General features: G+C 72.5%; 10 protein-coding genes and 1 pseudogene. 2 read left to right on the top strand and 9 right to left on the bottom strand.

Features of this window, described 5'->3' with window-relative positions; genetic code table 11:
• Positions 1-64: 64 nt before the first annotated feature.
• From ilvC to ABT160_RS43920, 5 genes are all read right to left on the bottom strand, one after another.
• Positions 65-1036 carry a ketol-acid reductoisomerase gene (ilvC, locus tag ABT160_RS43940; RefSeq protein ID WP_351655119.1) on the bottom strand — a complete coding sequence of 324 codons (972 nt, stop codon included), beginning with the start codon at positions 1034-1036 and terminating at the stop codon, positions 65-67.
• Between the two features lie 101 nt (positions 1037-1137).
• Entirely contained in the window at positions 1138-1662 is a 525-nt protein-coding gene (ilvN, locus tag ABT160_RS43935; RefSeq protein WP_351655116.1) for an acetolactate synthase small subunit, read from the bottom strand.
• Positions 1663-1682: 20 nt separating this feature from the next.
• Complete coding sequence (locus tag ABT160_RS43930; RefSeq protein ID WP_351655115.1) at positions 1683-3533, bottom strand: acetolactate synthase large subunit; 1851 nt, start codon at positions 3531-3533, stop codon at positions 1683-1685.
• A 209-nt stretch (positions 3534-3742) separates the two neighbouring features.
• Entirely contained in the window at positions 3743-6568 is a 2826-nt protein-coding gene (locus tag ABT160_RS43925; RefSeq protein ID WP_351655122.1) for a putative bifunctional diguanylate cyclase/phosphodiesterase, read from the bottom strand.
• Positions 6569-6916: 348 nt separating this feature from the next.
• Positions 6917-7867, bottom strand: coding sequence for a 2-hydroxyacid dehydrogenase (locus ABT160_RS43920; RefSeq protein WP_351655113.1), 951 nt, complete (start codon positions 7865-7867; stop codon positions 6917-6919).
• A gap of 127 nt (positions 7868-7994) precedes the next feature.
• On the opposite strand from ABT160_RS43920, the gene ABT160_RS43915 reads away from it, so the two are divergent.
• Complete coding sequence (locus tag ABT160_RS43915; protein WP_351655111.1) at positions 7995-8993, top strand: aldo/keto reductase; 999 nt, start codon at positions 7995-7997, stop codon at positions 8991-8993.
• A 138-nt stretch (positions 8994-9131) separates the two neighbouring features.
• On the top strand, positions 9132-10277 hold the full coding sequence (locus ABT160_RS43910; protein WP_351655109.1) for a PQQ-dependent sugar dehydrogenase: 1146 nt from the start codon (positions 9132-9134) through the stop codon (positions 10275-10277).
• Positions 10278-10317: 40 nt separating this feature from the next.
• On the opposite strand, the gene ABT160_RS47200 is transcribed toward ABT160_RS43910, so the two are convergent.
• The 4 genes and pseudogenes from ABT160_RS47200 to ABT160_RS43895 form a co-directional block, all read right to left on the bottom strand.
• The gene (locus tag ABT160_RS47200) at positions 10318-11130 is read right to left on the bottom strand and encodes a LuxR C-terminal-related transcriptional regulator (RefSeq protein WP_502984410.1); all 813 of its coding nucleotides are present in this window, start codon (positions 11128-11130) and stop codon (positions 10318-10320) included.
• 1731 nt (positions 11131-12861) lie between these two features.
• A pseudogene (locus ABT160_RS47195) lies at positions 12862-13356 on the bottom strand (ATP-binding protein); the annotation flags it as partial.
• Positions 13357-13382: 26 nt separating this feature from the next.
• Positions 13383-13547, bottom strand: a complete 165-nt coding sequence (locus ABT160_RS43900) for a hypothetical protein (protein WP_351655107.1) — start codon at positions 13545-13547, stop codon at positions 13383-13385.
• A gap of 226 nt (positions 13548-13773) precedes the next feature.
• Positions 13774-15984, bottom strand: coding sequence for an MMPL family transporter (locus ABT160_RS43895; protein WP_351655104.1), 2211 nt, complete (start codon positions 15982-15984; stop codon positions 13774-13776).
• Between the last annotated feature and the right edge of the window lie 272 nt (positions 15985-16256).

The following is a 16256-nucleotide window of genomic DNA, read 5'->3' as shown; positions in this document are numbered from 1 at the left end:
GAAAGGACTTTAGGCCCTTCCACTCACACAATCACACGCAGTGCACGGCGAACGCCTGTGAACGTCACGCTGGTGCGCAGTCCGAGGTGGTCTCCAGGAGGTGGTTCTCGTCGGCCGTCTTGTACTCGTTGTACTTCTTCAGGCCGCCGTGGTACTCGTCCATCCAGTTCTTGGCGAAGGTGCCGTCCTGGATCTCCGCGAGGACCTTCTTCATCTCGGCCTTGGTGGCGTCCGTGATGATCCGCGGGCCGGTGACGTAGTCGCCCCACTCGGCGGTCTCGGAGACCGACCAGCGCATCTTCTCCAGGCCGCCCTCGTACATCAGGTCCACGATCAGCTTCAGCTCGTGGAGGCACTCGAAGTACGCGATCTCCGGCTGGTAGCCGGCCTCGGTCAGGGTCTCGAAGCCCGCCTTGACCAGCGCCGCGGTGCCACCGCAGAGCACGGCCTGCTCGCCGAACAGGTCGGTCTCGGTCTCCTCGGTGAAGGTCGTCTTGATGACGCCCGCGCGGGTGCCGCCGATGCCCTTGGCGTACGACAGCGCCAGGTCGAAGGCCTTGCCGGTGGCGTCCTGCTCCACCGCCGCGATGCACGGGACGCCGCGACCCTCCTCGTACTGGCGGCGCACCAGGTGGCCCGGGCCCTTCGGGGCGACCATGGCGACGTCCACGCCCGCCGGGGGCTTGATGAAGCCGTAGCGGATGTTCAGGCCGTGGCCGAAGAACAGCGCGTCGCCGTCCTTCAGGTTCGGGGCGATGGACTCCTCGTAGACCTGCGCCTGGATCGGGTCCGGCACCAGGATCATGATGACGTCGGCCTCGGCCGCCGCCTCGGCCGGCGTGACCACGCGCAGGCCCTGCTCCTCGGCCTTGGCCTTGGACTTGGAGCCCTCGTGCAGACCGACCCGCACGTCGACGCCCGAGTCACGGAGCGACAGCGCGTGGGCGTGGCCCTGGCTGCCGTAACCGATCACCGCGACCTTGCGGCCCTGGATGATGGACAGGTCGGCGTTGTCGTCGTAGAACAGCTCGGCCACTGGGAATCTCCTATGTGTGCTGGTGTTGCGTCCCACCGTACGGCGGGGATGGGTGAGGAAGTCGTCGGGTCTCGCGATACGGGCGCGAGGCCCGGGGAGTTCTAGGCGCTGCGGTCCAGGGCCCGCAGCGAGCGGTCCGTGATGGACCGCGAGCCGCGCCCTATGGCGATGGTGCCGGACTGCACGAGCTCCTTGATGCCGAAGGGCTCCAGCATCTTCAGCATGGCCTCCAGCTTGTCCGCGCCGCCGGTCGCCTCGATGGTGACGGCCTCCGGGGAGACGTCCACGGTCTTGGCGCGGAACAGCTGGACGATCTCGACGATCTGGGAGCGCGTCTCGTTGTCGGCACGCACCTTCACCAGGACGAGCTCGCGCTGGATCGCGGCGCCGGGCTCGAGTTCGACGATCTTCAGGACGTTGACCAGCTTGTTGAGCTGCTTCGTCACCTGCTCCAGCGGCAGGCTCTCGACATTGACCACGATGGTGATGCGGGAGATGTCGGGATGTTCGGTGACACCGACCGCGAGCGAGTCGATGTTGAAGCCTCGGCGGGAGAACAGCGCCGCGATCCGGGCCAGGATGCCGGGCGTGTTCTCGACCAGGACGGAGAGCGTGTGCTTGGACATGGTCTCTTTCTGCTCTCTACTCAGTCGTCTTCGTTGTCGCCGAAGTCGGGACGGACCCCGCGGGCGGCCATGACCTCGTCGTTGGAGGTGCCGGCGGCGACCATCGGCCACACCATGGCGTCCTCGTGGACGATGAAGTCGACCACGACCGGGCGGTCGTTGATCGCGTTCGCCTCGGCGATGACCTTGTCCAGGTCCTCCGGGCGCTCGCAGCGCAGCGCCACGCAGCCCATCGCCTCGGACAGCTTCACGAAGTCCGGGACCCGGGTGCCCTTGTTGGCGGCGGCCGTGTCGTCCGGGCCCGCGTGCAGCACGGTGTTGGAGTAGCGCTGGTTGTAGAACAGCGTCTGCCACTGGCGGACCATGCCCAGCGCGCCGTTGTTGATGATCGCGACCTTGATCGGGATGTTGTTCAGCGCGCAGGTGACCAGTTCCTGGTTGGTCATCTGGAAGCAGCCGTCGCCGTCGACCGCCCAGACCGTGCGGTCCGGCATGCCGGCCTTGGCACCCATCGCGGCCGGGACCGCGTAGCCCATCGTCCCGGCGCCGCCGGAGTTCAGCCAGGTGGCCGGGCGCTCGTAGTCGATGAAGTGGGCGGCCCACATCTGGTGCTGGCCGACGCCGGCCGCGTAGATGGTGTCCGCGGGGGCCAGCTGGCCGATGCGCTGGATGACCTGCTGCGGCGACAGGGTGCCGTCCTCGGGCAGGTCGTAGCCCAGCGGGTAGGTCTCGCGCCAGCGGTTGAGGTCCTTCCACCAGGCGCTGTAGTCGCCGGTGTGGCCCTCGGTGTGCTCGGCCTGGACGGCCTGGACCAGGTCGGCGATGACCTCGCGGGCGTCCCCGACGATCGGGACGTCGGCCGTCCGGTTCTTGCCGATCTCCGCCGGGTCGATGTCCGCGTGGACGATCTTGGCGTACGGGGCGAAGCTGTCCAGCTTGCCGGTGACGCGGTCGTCGAAGCGGGCGCCCAGCGCGACGATCAGGTCGGCCTTCTGCAGCGCGGTGACCGCGGTGACCGAGCCGTGCATGCCGGGCATGCCGACGTGCAGCGGGTGGCTGTCGGGGAACGCGCCCAGCGCCATCAGGGTGGTGGTGACCGGGGCGCCGGTCAGCTCGGCCAGGACCTTCAGCTCGGCCGTGGCGCCGGCCTTCAGGACGCCACCGCCGACGTACAGCACCGGGCGCTTGGCCTGGACGACCAGCTTGGCGGCCTCGCGGATCTGCTTGGCGTGCGGCTTGGTGACCGGGCGGTAGCCGGGCAGGTCCGTCTGCGGCGGCCAGCTGAACGTGGTCCGCGCCTGCAGCGCGTCCTTGGCGATGTCGACCAGGACCGGGCCCGGGCGGCCGGTGGAGGCGATGTGGAAGGCCTCGGCGATGGTGCGCGGGATGTCCTCGGCCTTGGTGACCAGGAAGTTGTGCTTGGTGATCGGCATCGTGATGCCGCAGATGTCCGCCTCCTGGAAGGCGTCCGTGCCGATCGACTTCGAGGCGACCTGGCCGGTGATCGCGACCAGCGGCACGGAGTCCATGTGCGCGTCGGCGATCGGCGTGACCAGGTTGGTGGCGCCGGGGCCCGAGGTCGCCATGCAGACGCCGACCTTGCCGGTGGCCTGCGCGTAGCCGGTGGCGGCGTGGCCCGCGCCCTGCTCGTGGCGGACCAGGACGTGGCGCACCCGGCTGGAGTCCATCATCGGGTCGTACGCCGGGAGGATCGCACCGCCGGGGATGCCGAACACCGTGTCGGCACCGACTTCCTCGAGAGAACGGATGAGGGACTGCGCGCCCGTGACGTGCTCAACGGTGGCGGGGGCGTGCCCGCCGCTACGGGCCCGCGGCTGCGGGTGGTGGGCCCCGGTGGCCTGCTCGGTCATCGGCATTCTCTTCTCGAAAGACGGGGTGTTTTGCGAGGGTTTGGGACGAGCCGGTGCAACAAAAAACCCCTCGTGCCGGGAGGCAAGCGAGGGGAGCGCGTCGGAGGGTTCAGCGGGGCCGCCGTTGGGCCCGCTCAGCCGACGCGCTTTCCAAGTACGAGAATTCGGGTGCGCATGGCACTGACCCTCCCCCCGACGCACTGTCACTGTCAAGTGGGTGGGACGGGGGTCTCATCATGTGAGCGGATCGGAGGATGCGCCCCGCCCGTCAGGACGGGCAGCGCCACCCCTCCGGGTACGGGGAACTCGTCGCGCACCAGGGCCCTGCGCAGCCGGTACTCGTCCAGCGGACCGGAGAACGCCATCCCCTGGCCGTGCGTACAGCCCATCGCGCGCAGTGCCAGCACCTGCTCCGGCACGTCCACGCCGTCGGCCACCGACGTCATGCCCAGGTCGCAGGCGATCCGCAGCAGCCCACTGGTGATCTTGTGCAGCCGGGCCGACTCCACGACGCCCTCCACCAGGCCCCGGTCCAGCTTCAGTACGTCGATGGGCAGCCGGCGCAGCGCCGTGATCGCCGCGTACCCGCTGCCGAAGCCGTCCAGCGCGATCCGCACCCCGAGCCGGCGCAGCGCCGCCAGCCGCTGCTCCAAGTCGTCGAAGGAGATCCGCGGGTCGCTGTCGGCCAGCTCGATCTGCAGCGCCCCCGACGGCAGCCCGTGCCGGGTCAGCAGCGCCTCCACCGACCCCAGCGGCAGCGACTTGTCCAGCAGCCTGCGCGCCGAGAGGCGCACCGACACCGGTACGGCGTGCCCCGCCGCGGCCCGCTCGGCGGCCTGCTCCACCGCCTCTTCCAGCAGCCAGCGGCCCAGCTCCGCGGTGCGCTCGTTGTCGTCGGCCACCCGCAGGAACTCGGCGGGCGTGAACAGGATGCCCTGCGCCGAGCGCCAGCGGGCCTGCGCGGCGACCGCCGAGACCCGCCCGGTCGCCAGGTTCACCACAGGCTGGTGCAGCAGCGCGAACTCGCCCTCGTGCAGCGCCGTGCGCAGCCGCGCGGCGAGCTCCGTGCGCCGCACCACCTCTGCCTGCATCTGCGGCGCGTACAGCTCGACCCGGTTCTTGCCGCCCTTCTTGGCCCGGTACATCGCCAGGTCCGCGTTGCGCAGCAGGTCCCCCGCGCCGATCCCCGGTTCCGCGAAGGCCACGCCGATGGAAGCCGCGACCCGCACCTCCTGACCGCCCTCGACGCGGTACGGCTGCGAGAGCGTCAGGCGCAGCCGGTCGGCGATGTCGCACACCTGGTACTCGCGGGCGGCCCGGTCCCGGGTGCCGTCGCCCAGGATGAGCGCCGCGAACTCGTCGCCGCCCAGCCGGGCCGCGGTGTCCCCGGCCCGCACGGACTCCTGGAGCCTCCTGGCGGCCTGCACCAGGAGCTCGTCGCCGGCCTGGTGCCCCAGGCGGTCGTTGACCCCCTTGAAGCCGTCCAGGTCGATGAAGAGCACCGCGGCGGTCGCGTCGCCCGCGCGGCGGCCGCCCAGCGCCCGGCGCACCCGGTCGGTGAACAGCGCCCGGTTGGGCAGGTCGGTCAGCGGGTCGTGCTCGGCGTTGTGCTGCAACTGCTCCTGCAGCCGGACCCGTTCGGTCACGTCCCGGCTGTTGAAGATCAGGCCGCCCTGGTGGCGGTTGACGGTGGACTCGACGTTGAGCCAGTCGCCCGCGCCGGAGCGGAAGCGGCACTCGATGCGGGTGGTGGGCTCCTCAGAGGGGGACGCGGCCAGGAACCGGCGCACCTCGTGGACCACGGCGCCCAGGTCCTCCGGGTGGATCAGCGAGGCCAGCTCGGAGCCGATCAGCTCCTCCGCCTCGCGCCCGTAGACCCCGGAGGCGGCCGGGGAGACGTACCGCAGTATCCCGGTCGGCGCGGCGATCATGATGACGTCGCTGGAGCCCTGCACCAGGGACCTGAAGTGGTTCTCCTTCTGGGCCAGTTCCTGGGCGAGCGCGATGTTGTCGAGGAGCATGATCCCCTGGCGGACCACCAGGGCCAGCACCACCGTGCAGGCGGTGAAGACGACCACCCGGTCCACCCGGCGGCCCTCGACGATGTTGTACAGGATGCCCAGCGTGCACACCGCCGCCGCCAGGTACGGCGTGAGGGCCGCCAGCGAGCCCGCGATCGGCCGCCCGGCCTGCCGGGGGTCGCGCGGCGGCGGCGCGACGCTCTCGGCGACCCGGCGCACCCCCCAGGGGGCGTACGCGAGCAGCAGCGAGCCGGCGAACCAGCCGGCGTCCAGGAGCTGGCCCGAACGGTAGTTCTCGCGCAGCAGCGGCGAGGTGAACAGCGCGTCGCACAGCACGGTCAGCGCCAGCGCCGCGATCGCGGTGTTGATGGCGGAGCGGTTGGCACTGGATCGCCGGAAATGCAGCGCGAGGACCATCGAGACGAGGACGATGTCCAGGAGTGGATAGGCGAGGGAGAGGGCGGCCTGGGCGACGCTCTCCCCCTGGAAGTGGGTGGTGTGGGCGAGCGCGAGGCTCCAGGAGAGCGTGAGCAGGGAGCCGCCGATGAGCCAGGAGTCCAGCGCCAGGCAGACCCAACCCGCCTTGGTGACCGGCCTCTTGGCCAGGACGAGCAGCCCCACGATGGCGGGCGGCGCGAAGAGCAGGAAGAACAGGTCGGCCATCGAGGGGCTCGGCACGGCCTCCCGCAGCACCACCTCGTACCAGCCCCACACCCCGTTGCCCGCCGCGGCCATCGCGGAGGAGAACGAGAACAGCAGCCAGGCGGGGCGCGAGCCGCTGTCGCCCGAGCGCGCGTACAGCAGGCAGGAGACGGACGCCAGCGAGGCGGCGATGCTGAGTCCGAAGTCGCCCATGAACAGGGCCAGTTCCTCGGAACCCCAACCGAGCGCCGCCCCCGCGGCGTAACCGCCGCAGATCAGGGCGAGCAGCAGCTGCGAGAGCAGTCCGCCCAGGCCGCCGCTCTCGTCGCCGGGGACGGGCGGGCGGTCGACGAGCGCTCCCTGCGCGCTCACCGGGGCGCCCCGGCCGGCGCCGCCGTCACCTTCTCCTGGCTCGATCGTTTCGGTCTGCGTGGTGGAGCACCCGAGGGTCGCCATCGGCGGTACCACCGCGTCGGATCGCTGGTCCATTGGCCGTGCATCGCCCGTCGCCCCCCTCGAATACCGATCGACTGTCACGTCACTCCCCTGCGCCGCCTCGTGCACGGCGCGGCCCCCAGGTCGGGACGATACACCAGTCTCGTCACTCAGGGACATAGTTCCTCTACTCTCCGTGACGACCAGCGGTGTTGCCGACACCGAGAGCACCCAGGTCGTTCCGGAGCGTGTTCGAGGGGGTGCGTACGGGCGTACGGGCGGCCGCTAGCCGGTGACCGCCACCACGTTCTCCACCGCCTCCCCCGCGGCGAACCGGGTCAGCTGCCCGGCGATCAGCCGCCGCGCCCTCGGCAGGAACGCGGACGTCGATCCGCCCACGTGCGGGGTGATCAGCACGCCCGGCGCGTGCCACAACGGATGGCCGGAAGGCAGCGGTTCGGGATCGGTCACGTCGAGTGCCGCGGTCAGCCGGCCTCCCTCCACCTCCGCGAGCAGCGCCTTGGTGTCCACCACCGGCCCGCGCGCCACGTTCACCAGCAGCGCCCCGTCCTTCATCCGCGCCAGGAAGCCCGCGTCCACCAGGTGACGGGTCTGCTCCGTCAGCGGCGTGCACAGCACCACGACGTCGGCGCGCGGCAGCAGCGACGGCAGCTCCGAGAGCGCGTGCACGGGCCCCCGCGCCGAGGTGCGCGCCGAGCGCGCGACGCGGTCCACCCGCGCGCACTCGAAGGCCGCGAGCCGGTCCTCGACCGCCGAGCCGATCGATCCGTACCCCACGATCAGCACGGACTTGTCCGCCAGCGCCGGGTAGAAGCCCGACCGCCACTCCTCGGCGTCCTGGCCCCGCACGAAGCGCGGGACGCCGCGCAGCGAGGCCAGGACCAGCGTGAGCGCCAGCTCCGCCGTGCTCGCCTCGTGCACGCCCTTGGCGTTGCACAGGCGCACGCCCGGCGCGAGCACGCCGAGGCCCGGGGCGATCTGGTCCGTCCCCGCCGACAGCGTCTGCACGACCCGTACCGACGCCATCCGCGCCAGCGGACGCTGCGCGATCTGCGGCCCCTTCATGTACGGCACCACGTAGAAGGCGCAGTCGGCCGGGTCCGCGGGGAACTCCGCGCCCCCGTCCCAGAAGCGGTACGCCAGGCCGGAGTCCCCGGGCGCGGGGAGCCCGTCGATCTCTTCGGCCGGAATCGGAAGCCACACGTCTGCAGTCATGGCCAGGAGGCTATGCGACGACCCGGACCGGCCTCGCACGGACTTTCGCACCGCGGGGGAGGCGCTGCGCGGGCACCGGCGGGCCATTGGTTAGCTTGGTGGCCGCGACGAGGAGGGGTACGGGCAGTTGGAGCGCAGGAAGATCGGTGCGGGGGCACTCGACGTGGGCGCGGTCGGCCTCGGGTGCATGCCGATGAGCTGGGGCTACAGCAGCTCCCAGCGGCGGGGCGACCGCTCCGTACGGACCGTGCACGCCGCCCTGGACGCGGGCACCAGTCTGCTCGACACCGCCGACATGTACGGGCCCTTCACCAACGAACTGCTCCTGGGCCGCGTCCTCAGGGAGCGCCGCGCCGACGCCTTCGTCTCCACCAAGTGCGGCCTCCTCGTGGGCGACGGGCACATCGTGGCCAACGGCCGCCCCGGCTACGTCCGCCGCGCCTGCGACGCCTCCCTGCGCCGCCTCCAGACCGACGTCATCGACCTCTACCAGCTGCACCGGGCCGACCCGGAGGTTCCCGTGGAGGAGACCTGGGGCGCCATGGCCGACCTGGTCACCGCGGGCAAGGTCCGGGCCCTCGGCCTGTGCGCCGTCGACGCCCGCGCCGCGCGCCGGGGCGGCACGGACGTGTACGCGGCCACGCTCCGCCAGCTCGAACGCGTCCAGCAGGTCTTCCCCGTCAGCGCCGTCCAGGCCGAACTGTCGGTGTGGTCGCCGCGCGCCCTGGACCGGCTGCTCCCCTGGTGCCGCGCCCGGGGCGTCGGCTTCCTGGCGGCCCTCCCGCTGGGCAGCGGCTTCCTGACGGGCACCCTGACCCCGGGCCAGGGCTTCGAACCCGACGACCCGCGCGCGCGGCACCCCCGGTTCACGGCGGAGATGATGGCGGCCAACCAGCCCCTGGTCGTCGGCCTGCGCCGGGTGGCGGCACGGCACGGCGAGCACGTCACCCCGGCCCAGGTGGCACTGGCCTGGGTGCTCGCGCAGGGAGGGGACGTGATCCCGGTCCCGGGAGCCAAGCGCGAGGAGTGGGCCGTGGAGAACGCCCGTGCGGCGGCCCTGCGGCTGACGCCGCGCGACCTGGCGGAGCTGGCGGCCCTGCCGACGGCGCGGGAGTCGTGGGACTGAGGCCGGGTCGCGGAACAGGGTTGTCGTCCGACGGGGAGCGAGGGGAACCTTTCGGGCCCGCGCGGTGTATCAAGGGCGTGGGTACACGGGTAGGCGTGCTGCCGTCGTGAAGGGATCGAACCAGTGCAACGTCCTGTTGTGACCGTCGTGTTGGCCGCTGCCGCGCTGCTGTGGGCCTCGGGGTGCTCCTCGGGCGGCCCGTCCCCGTCCTCGACCCCGGGAGCGGGGAGCACGAGCACGGGGGCGTCGGCCCCGCCCTCCCCCGGTCCGTCGGTCTCGGCGGCACCCGCGAAGGGCACGGCCACCGTGACCGGGACGGTCGCCCAGGGGCTGAAGTCGCCGTGGGGCGTCGCGGCGCTGCCGGGGGGCGATCTGCTGGTGTCCTCGCGCGACGAGGGCACGATCACCCGGGTCGCCGCCCAGGGCGGGAGGACGACGCTGCTGGGGAAGGTGCCGGGGGTGGCGCCGGACGGGGAGGGCGGGCTGCTGGGGCTGGCGCTCTCGCCGACGTTCGGGGCGGACCGCCAGGTGTACGCGTACTTCACGACGGAGTCCGACAACCGCATCGCCCGGATGCTGTACGACGAGAAGCGGCCGGCCGGGCAGCAGCTGGGCGCGCCGGACACGGTGTTGCGGGGCATCCCGAAGGGGTCGATCCACAACGGTGGGCGGATCGCGTTCGGCCCGGACAAGATGCTGTACGCGGGGACGGGCGAGACGGGTGACACGGGGCTGGCGCAGGACCGCGCCTCGCTGGCGGGGAAGATCCTGCGGATGACCCCGGACGGGCAGCCGGCGCCGCGCAATCCGGCGTCGGACTCGGTCGTGTACTCGTGGGGGCACCGCAATGTGCAGGGGCTGGCCTGGGACTCCGAGAAGCGCCTGTGGGCGGCGGAGTTCGGCCAGAACACCTGGGACGAGCTCAACCTGATCGAGCCGGGGAAGAACTACGGCTGGCCGACGGTGGAGGGCCGGGCGGGGCGCGCGGGGTTCGTGGACCCGGTCGCCCAGTGGCGTACGAGCGAGGCGTCGCCGAGCGGGATCGCGTACGCGCAGGGCTCGATCTGGATGGCGGGTCTGCGGGGCGAGCGGCTGTGGCGGATCCCGCTGGCGGGGACGAAGGCCGCGGCCGACCCGCAGGCCTTCTTCCAGGGCGAGTTCGGCCGTCTGCGCACGGTACTGGCGACCGGGGGCACGGGATTGCTGCTGGTCACCAGCGAGACGGACAAGCGGGGTACGCCGTCGAAGGGGGACGACCGGATCCTGCGGCTCGACGTGAGCTAGGGCCGGTCTGACGTGCTCCCCCGGTTCGTCGTCAGTGTGGTCAGTGTGGTTCCGGCTGGGGCTGCGGGAGCAGGTGGAGGCGGTGGGCGAGGGCGGCCGCTTCGCCGCGGCCGGAGACGCCGAGTTTGGCCAGGATGTTGGAGACGTGGACGCTCGCGGTCTTGGGCGAGATGTAGAGCTCTTCGGCGATCTGGCGGTTGGTGCGGCCTTCCGCGACGAGCCGGAGGACGTCCTGTTCGCGCGGGGTGAGGCCGAATCCGTCGTCGTCGGGTTCCGGTCGTGGTCCGGGCTCGGGGGCGGTGAGCGGGAGCCGGGTGCGGGCGGCGAGGAGTTCGGTGTCCTCGCGCAGGGGGTGGGCGCCGAGGGTGACGGCGACGGCGTGGGTCCGGCGCAGGAGTTCGGCGGCCTGTTCGCGGTGGCCGCCTTCGAGGAGGAGGGCGTCGGCCCAGCGGTGGCGTACGCGCGCCAGCTCGTAGGGGCGCTCCAGGGGGGCGAACGCTTCGGCCAGTTCCGCCCAGGCGCGGGCGGTGTCCTCGCCGCGGGCGCGGGCGGTCTCGGCTTCGAGGAGCAGGGCGTGGGCGCGCCAGAGGGGAACCGGGGTGGCGAGCCTCTTGGCGGTGGCCCGGATGAGGTCGAGGATCCCGGAGCGGCCCTCGTGCGCGGAGGGCAGCCCGCGGGCGTCGGCCTCGGCGGTGGCGGCGGTGACGAGCAGCGGCCAGGCGAAGCGGTGGGTGCCGGTGGGGAAGCCGCGTCCGGCGGTCTCGCGCAGCAGGGCGCGAGCGTCGGCGAGGCGTCCGTCGGCGGCGGCGATGGCCAGGCGGACAGCGGTGAGGGGCAGGTCGTACTGGGGCATCAGATCGGTCTTGCCGAAGTGGGTGCGGGCACGTTCGGCTTGTTCGTGCGCGGTGGCCAGCTCGCCGCGGGCTTCGGCGAGGCGGGCGAGGCGGAGGGCCGCGGAGCCGAGGGGCTTGGGGCTGGTGGCGTTGCGCTGGATCCGGGTGGCCTCGGTGTGCGCGTCGTCCCAGTGGCCGAGGGAGTACTGGGCTTCGGCGAGGTTGGCGCTGACCCAGGTGGCGTTGTCGGCGAGGCCGCGCGAGCGGGCGTAGGCGAGGCCCTCGACCGCGACGGCGACGGCTTCGCGGGAGCGGCCGAGGCTTTCGAGCACCGAGGGGATGTTGACGTAGCTGCGCGCGGTTTCGTGGCAGAGGCCGAGTTCGAGGGAGCGGCGCTGGACGGAGTGCATCTCGCGGAGTCCGTCGTCGACGTCGCCGGCGTCGACCATGAGGCCGCCGAGGGTGAGGCGGGCGTTGAGTTCGATGCCCTCGGCCTTGACGAGGCGCGCGTACTCGACGGCGCGTTCGGCGGCGGCGAGGCTGTCGGCGCCGGGGGCGTGCAGCATGCCCCAGCCGGCGGCGACGGCGAGGACCTGGGCGTGCACGGCGGACGGGGGCAGTCCCTTGACGAGGTCCTGGGCGCGGGCTATCTCGGCCCAGCCGTCGCCGCGCCCGAGGTTGGGCATGAGCCTGGCCTTCTCGGTCTGGAACCAGGCGGCGCGCAGGGGGTCGGCCTCTTCCTCGGATTCGAGCAGGCGCAGCGCGAGTCGTACGGTCCTCAGCGCGCGCTCGCGTTCGCCGCAGAGGCGGGCGGCGACGGCCGCTTCGGCGAGGAGGTCGAGGTAGCGCAGGGGCGTGGTGTCGGGGTCGCAGCCGCAGCCGGGGTAGGCCTCGGCGTAGTCGATGGGGCGCAGGGTGGCGCGGACTTCGGGGGCGACGTCGTCCCAGAGCTCCATGGCGCGTTCCAGGAGCTGGAGCTGTTCGGTGTAGGCGTGGCGCTTGCGGGCGGCGACGGAGGCGCGCAGGACCGCGGGGAGCGCCTGGGGGGCGTCGTGCGCGTGGTACCAGTAGCTGGCGAGCCGGGTGGCGCGCTCGTCGGCCGGTACGAGGCCGGGGTTGGCTTCGACCGCCTGCGCGTAGCGGCGGTTGAGGCGGGAGCGCTCGCCGGGCAGCAGGTCGTCGCTGACGGCTTCGCGTACGAGGGAGTGCCGGAAGCGGTAGGCGTCGCCGTCGGGCACGGGGAGCAGGATGTTGGCGCCGACGGCGGCCCGCAGGGCGTGGATGAGGTCGTCCTCGGGGAGCCGGGCGACGGCGGCGAGGAGGTCGTGCTCGACGGTGGAGCCGCCCTCGGCGACGGCGCGGGCGACGTGCTGGGCGTGCTCGGGCAGCGCTTCGACGCGGACGAGCAGGAGGTCGCGCAGGGAGTCGCTGAGGTTGCCGCGGTCGCAGCCGGTCTCGTGGCAGACGACGAGCTCTTCGACGAAGAAGGCGTTGCCGTCGGAGCGGGTGAAGATCTCGTCGACCAGGTCGGGGGCGGGTTCGGCGGCGAGGATCCCGGTGAGCTGGCGGTGCACTTCGGTGCGGGTGAAGCGGGCGAGTTCGATGCGGCGCAGGGTGCGGAGCCGGTCGAGTTCGGCGAGGAGGGGGCGCAGGGGGTGGCGGCGGTGGATGTCGTCGGCGCGGTAGGTGGCGATGACGACGAGGCGGCCGCGGCGCAGCGTGCGCAGGAGGTAGGCGAGGAGGTGGCGGGTGGAGGCGTCGGCCCAGTGGAGGTCTTCGAGGACGAGGACGACGGTGTGGTCGGTGGCGATGCGCTCCAGGAGCCGGGCGGTGAGCTCGAAGAGGCGGGCGGTGCTGTCCTCCCCGTACGCCTCGTGTCCCGCGGCGTCTCCCAGTTCGGGGAGGAGGCGGGCCAGTTCGCCTTCCTGACCGTGGGCGGCGGCGGCGAGTTCGTCGGGCAGGCGCCGGCGCAGCGCGCGCAGGGCGGTGGAGACCGGCGCGTAGGGCAGGCCTTCGGCGCCGATCTCGACGCAGCCGCCGAGGGCGATGACGGCGTCCTGGCGGCACGCTTCGGCGATGAACTCCTCGATGAGGCGGGTCTTTCCGACGCCCGCCTCACCGGCGATGAGGAGTGCCTGGGGCTCGCCCTGGGTCGCGCGGGCGAGGGCTTGGGTGAGCGTGGTGAGTTCACCGGCTCTGCCGACGAACACGGGGCTGACTGACCTGGTCTCCACGATGCCGAGCATCGCACAGGCGTCTGACAGCGCGTCGTTCACGCCGCCCTCGTGAACCGGTGGCGCTGGGGTTCGGCCTGGTTCGGGGTGGTTTCGCGGCCGGCCTCGCGGGCCTGGCGGCGGGCTTCGCGTACCTGGCGCTGGTGGGCGGCTTCGTGCAGGAGTTCGGCGTGGCGCGCCTGCTGGAGCTCGTACTCGATCATGTCGTTCCCCCTGGAGGACGTGGTGTGCTGGGCGATGCCCTTACTTTCGCGTCCCAGGGGGCGGCGCCGCATCGGGAGAGTTCCGCATGTTCGGCGGCGGGGGGCCTTAGGTGGGTGAGGGGTGGGCCGGGGGGGGTGCCCTAAGGCGTGGGCGGGGGTGCCTTAGGAGGGTGCCAAGTGGCGGGGGTTGGGGCTGAGGTTGGAGCTGGGCTGGGGCTGGGGCTGGTCAGCGTACGAGTTCCTCGTCGTGCCGGCGGGGGCCGGGCAGGCGGGTGCGGGCGGCGACGCGGCACTCGGGGGGCTCGATGCTGATGCGGGGCAGGCGGCGGTCGAGCCATCGGGGCAGCCACCAGTTGGCGCCGCCGAGCAGGTGCATGAGGGCGGGGACCAGCAGGGTGCGCAGGACGAAGGCGTCCAGGGCGACGGCGGCGGCGAGGGCGATGCCGAACATGGCGATGACCCGGTCGCCGCTGAGGACGAAGGCGAGGAAGACGGAGATCATGATGACGGCCGCGGAGTTGATCACGCGGCTGGTCTCGGCCAGGCCCACGCGGACGGCGCGCCGGTTGTCGCCGGTCTCCAGCCACTCCTCGTACATCCGGCTGACCAGGAAGACCTGGTAGTCCATGGAGAGGCCGAAGAGCACCGAGACCATGATCACGGGCAGGAACGGTTCGATCGGCCCGGCCCGGCCCAGGCCGAGCAGTTCGCTGCCCCAGCCCCACTGGAAGATCGCGACGACGATGCCGAAGGAGGAGGCCACGGCGGCGATGTTCATCGCGGCGGCCTTCAGCGGGATGCCCAGGGAGCGGAAGGCGAGCAGGAGCAGCAGGCAGCCGAGGGTGATGACGACGCCGACGAAGAGCGGCAGCTTGCCGACGATCACTTCGGCGAAGTCGTCGTACCCGGCGGTCACACCCCCGACCTGCACCTCCAGCGAGGTGCCGGCGGAGGCCCGGGGCAGCACGTCGGTGCGCAGGTGGTCGACGAGGTCGCTGGTGGCCTGTGACTGGGGCGCGGAGTCGGGGACGACGGTGAGGACGGCCGTGTCGCCGCTGCTGTTGTAGGTGACGGGCGTGACGGAGGCGACGCCGGGGGTGCGCTGGAGGGCCGCGGGCAGCTTGTCGAGGGCGACGGTGTCGTCGGCGCCGTCGAGGCGGGCGACCAGGGTGAGGGGCCCGTTGACACCGGGGCCGAAGCCGTCGGCCAGCAGGTCGTACGCCTTGCGGGTGGTGGCGCTCGCGGGGTTGTTGCCCTGGTCGGAGGTGCCCAGGTGCAGGGAGAGCACGGGCAGGGCGAGGACGGCCATGACGAGGACGGCGCTCGCTCCGAGGAGTCTGGGGTGGCGCTCGACGAACGCGGACCAGCGCGCGGCGAATCCGGTCGGCAGCTCCGGTTCCGGTCCGTGCTCGGCCAGGCGGGCGCGTTCGCGGCGGGACAACGCGCGCGTGCCCGCGTAGGAGAGCAGGGCGGGCAGCAGGGTGACGGACGCGGCGACGGTCAGGACCACCGTGAGGCTGGCCGCCAGGGCGACGCCGTTGAGGAAGCCCAGGCGCAGGATGAGCATGCCGAGCAGGGCGATGCAGACGGTGGCCCCGGCGAAGACGACGGCGCGTCCGGTGGTGGCGACGGCGATGCGCGCGGATTCGGCGACGGGAAGTCCGCGTTTGAGGCCCTTGCGGTGGCGGGTGACGATGAACAGCGCGTAGTCGATGCCGACGCCGAGGCCGATGAGCATGCCGAGCATGGGCGCGAAGTCCGCGACGGTCATGGCGTGCCCGAGCAGGACGATCCCGGCGTAGGCCGTGCCGACGCTGACCAGCGCGGTGGCGATGGGCAGCAGGCTGGCGACCAGGGAGCCGAAGGCGAGGAAGAGCACCAGGGCGGCCACGGCGACCCCCACGGCCTCCGCGTACTGCGCTCCGGGGGCTTCGGTGAGGGCCACGGCGCTGCCGCCGAGCTCGACCCGCAGGCCGTCGTCCGCGGCGCTCCTGGCGGTGTCCACGAGGGCCTGTGCCTGGGCGCGGGGTATGTCGTCGGCCTGCTGGTCGAAGGTGACCGTGGCGTAGGCGGTGCGGCCGTCGGCGCTGATCGCGCCCTGGTCGGCCCGCGGTCCGTAGGGCCCGGCGACGGAGGCGACGCCTGGCAGGTCGGCGACGCGGTCGAGCATGCGGGTCACGCGCTGTTCGACGGCGGGCGTGCGGACGGTGCCGCGGTCGGTGTGCCAGACGATGGTGTCGGTGTCGCCGCCGCGGCCGTTGAAGCCCTCGTCGAGCAGGGCGGTGGCCCGGCCGGACTCGGTGCCGGGGACCTCGTAGTCGTTGGAGTACGCGGTCCCGGTGAGGGCGGCGGCCGCTCCGGCGCCGCCGAGGGCGAGCAGCCAGAGGAGGACGACGGCGAGGCGGTGGGTGATGCACCACCGTGCGATGGCTGCCACAGGACTTGCTCCCTGGGTGGTTCGTGGATCTTTGTTCGGGAACAGACCTGGATCGGTGGATCAGTCGCGAAAGCCCGCAAAGAACACTTGACCTACGTCCAGCCACTTTGGCAGCGATCGGTGATCGTTGGCCCCTTTCGTGGGCTTCCTCACAGCGGGTGCGCGGGGGGCCCGCGGCCGAGGGGCCGAAGCACCCCCCCCAACCCAGCGCCCCCGCCCCCCCCCCCCCCCACCCCGCGGCGGCGCGTGGGCACAACTACCAAACACCCCCC

Source organism: Streptomyces sp. NPDC001941 (assembly GCF_040296945.1).
GTDB lineage: Bacteria > Actinomycetota > Actinomycetes > Streptomycetales > Streptomycetaceae > Streptomyces.
Note: the sequence above shows the minus strand (reverse complement) of the source record. Positions and strands in the feature narration are given on the sequence as shown.

What these genes read in the sequence shown, in the direction of transcription:
- ilvN (WP_351655116.1), bottom strand. Translation starts at nt 1,662, where the DNA reads ATGTCCAAGCACACGCTCTCCGTCCTGGTCGAGAACACGCCCGGCATC.
- ABT160_RS43900 (WP_351655107.1), bottom strand. Translation starts at nt 13,547, where the DNA reads ATGATCGAGTACGAGCTCCAGCAGGCGCGCCACGCCGAACTCCTGCAC.
- ABT160_RS47200 (WP_502984410.1), bottom strand. Translation starts at nt 11,130, where the DNA reads ATGCCCCAGTACGACCTGCCCCTCACCGCTGTCCGCCTGGCCATCGCC.
- ABT160_RS43920 (WP_351655113.1), bottom strand. Translation starts at nt 7,867, where the DNA reads ATGACTGCAGACGTGTGGCTTCCGATTCCGGCCGAAGAGATCGACGGG.
- ABT160_RS43930 (WP_351655115.1), bottom strand. Translation starts at nt 3,533, where the DNA reads ATGACCGAGCAGGCCACCGGGGCCCACCACCCGCAGCCGCGGGCCCGT.